Here is a 1662-nt window from a genome sequence, read left to right as displayed (position 1 = left end):
CGATCGCCACGAAGCGCGTGGCGTCGCTGCGCTTGATGAGCAGAAGCACGGACTTCTTGCCCTCCTTCTGCGCAGCGTCGAGCTGGGAGGGCGTCGCGCGTCCGGCGGCTCACGCGAACCACGCCGCGGAGCGCCGCCGCAGCCATCTGGCCACGCGGCCCGCGGCGCCGCGGCGCTACGTCTATCGCGACGACGCGGAAGCGGACGACTTGCCCTACGGGCCGATCTACCAGACTCAGGAGCAGGAGCTGCAGTCGCGTTACGACGTCTCGGCGGGGCGGCGCGGGAACATCAAGGAATACTGGTGGCGCTACTAGCGGCGCGCGAGTCGGCGACGGCGTTCAGTTCCCGCAACGCTCCAGGATCTTGGCGTACGCGCCCTCGCTGACGACGACCTTCAGCTTCTCGCCGACCTGCCGGACCGCGAGCTCCCCTTTGACCGGCTCCGCGCCCTTCTTGAAGCAGGTCAGCTCCGACCGGTAGCGCTTGCCCTGCTTGCGCCAGCCAAGAATCTCGCACTGGAAGTCCGAGAACTTCACGGCGCCGTCCAGGAACACCAGGGTCGCGAGCTTGTTGTCGACCACCTTGGCGGGCGCCGGATTGCAGCTAGGCGCCCAGGTGCCCGCGAACGGGTTGTCGGCCCATGCGGGAGAACAGCCGAGACCTAGGCCGAGCGCGGCCGCGAAAGACGCGCGAAAGAAGCCGGCCGTCATGGCGTCTCCCTCTTCTCGGGACCTGCTTGCTCCAGCATAGCGCGTCGGGCGAGGCTTGCGAGCGGCCGACGCCGCGGGCTCTGCATTTCATCCGGGGACGCCAGCCAGCATGCCGGACTTCGTGATCGTCACCACCACCACCGATGACCGCGCGATCGCGGACGCCATCGCGCAAGCCGCGGTCCAGGGCGGCGAGGCCGCCTGCGCGCGCATCGGCTCGGCCGAAAGCGTCTATCGCTGGCAGGGCGAGCTCTGCCGCACGCCGGAGTTCGTGGTCGAGCTGAAGACCACTGCGGCAGCCGCCGATCGCGTCCGGCGGACGATCGCCCGGCTCCACAATTACGAACTGCCCGAGGTCCTGGTGCTGCCCGTGCTCGACGGCTCCGCCGATTATCTCGCCTGGCTGCGCGATCAGGTCGCGGCCGGGGAACGCAGGGACTCAGGCGGGCCGGCGCCGGACTCCGGGCCGGAATCCTCGATCGGTTAAAGCTTTCCTCAGACTCTTCGCATTTTCTTGAGCCGTGGGAGGCGGCTTCGCTTCTCGCCGGAGATGTGGCCGGGCGGCCACAGCAAGCTCCGAGTGGCGTGGCGTATCGAGTTGGAGTACCGGCGTGACAGGACCTTCACTGGTCAGTCTCCGCGCGGCTTTCGTCGTGACGATGGTGGCGGCCGGCCTCGCCGGCTGCGCCTCCTCGACAGGGGTCCAGCGCGTCCGTCTGAGCGAGCGCGAATGTCTCGCGCGCGCCATGTATTTCGAATCGAACCGTTCGAGCGACGCCGGCATGCTGGCGGTCGGCACGGTGGTGATGAACCGGCTGAAGTCCGGCAAGTACGGCTCGACCATCTGCCAGGTGGTGGGCGGCGATCGGGCGGAACGGCTCGGGCGTGGCGCCCGTGCAGGGCTACGCGCCGGTCGCCACCACCACCGGCTCCAAGACCGACACGCCGA

At 69.0% G+C, this 1662-nt stretch carries 4 protein-coding genes; 3 read left to right on the top strand and 1 reads right to left on the bottom strand.

All coding sequences use genetic code 11. The annotated features are described in order from the left end of the window. The coding region (locus tag ACIKT0_RS18000) for a hypothetical protein (protein ID WP_407106699.1) at positions 1–317 on the top strand (317 nt) is incomplete at its 5' end. A 24-nt stretch (positions 318–341) separates the two neighbouring features. Here the strand turns inward: ACIKT0_RS18000 and ACIKT0_RS17995 are convergent. Beyond that, entirely contained in the window at positions 342–713 is a 372-nt protein-coding gene (locus ACIKT0_RS17995; protein ID WP_407106698.1) for a hypothetical protein, read from the bottom strand. A gap of 109 nt (positions 714–822) precedes the next feature. Here ACIKT0_RS17995 and cutA point away from each other — a divergent pair, with 109 nt between their 5' ends. Both cutA and ACIKT0_RS17985 read left to right on the top strand, forming a co-directional pair. Beyond that, a complete protein-coding gene (gene cutA / locus ACIKT0_RS17990; protein ID WP_407106696.1) occupies positions 823–1200 on the top strand; it encodes a divalent-cation tolerance protein CutA in 378 nt (125 codons plus the stop codon). A gap of 124 nt (positions 1201–1324) precedes the next feature. Then, on the top strand, positions 1325–1662 hold a 338-nt coding region (locus ACIKT0_RS17985), incomplete at its 3' end, for a cell wall hydrolase (RefSeq protein ID WP_407106695.1).

It is taken from the genome of Hansschlegelia beijingensis (assembly GCF_045505405.1).
Classification (GTDB): Bacteria; Pseudomonadota; Alphaproteobacteria; order Rhizobiales; family Methylopilaceae; genus Methylopila; species Methylopila beijingensis_A.
Note: the sequence above shows the minus strand (reverse complement) of the source record. Positions and strands in the feature narration are given on the sequence as shown.

Excerpts from the sequence above, each read along its gene's own strand:
- ACIKT0_RS17995 (WP_407106698.1), bottom strand. The coding sequence starts at position 713 with ATGACGGCCGGCTTCTTTCGCGCGTCTTTCGCGGCCGCGCTCGGCCTA.
- cutA (WP_407106696.1), top strand. The coding sequence starts at position 823 with ATGCCGGACTTCGTGATCGTCACCACCACCACCGATGACCGCGCGATC.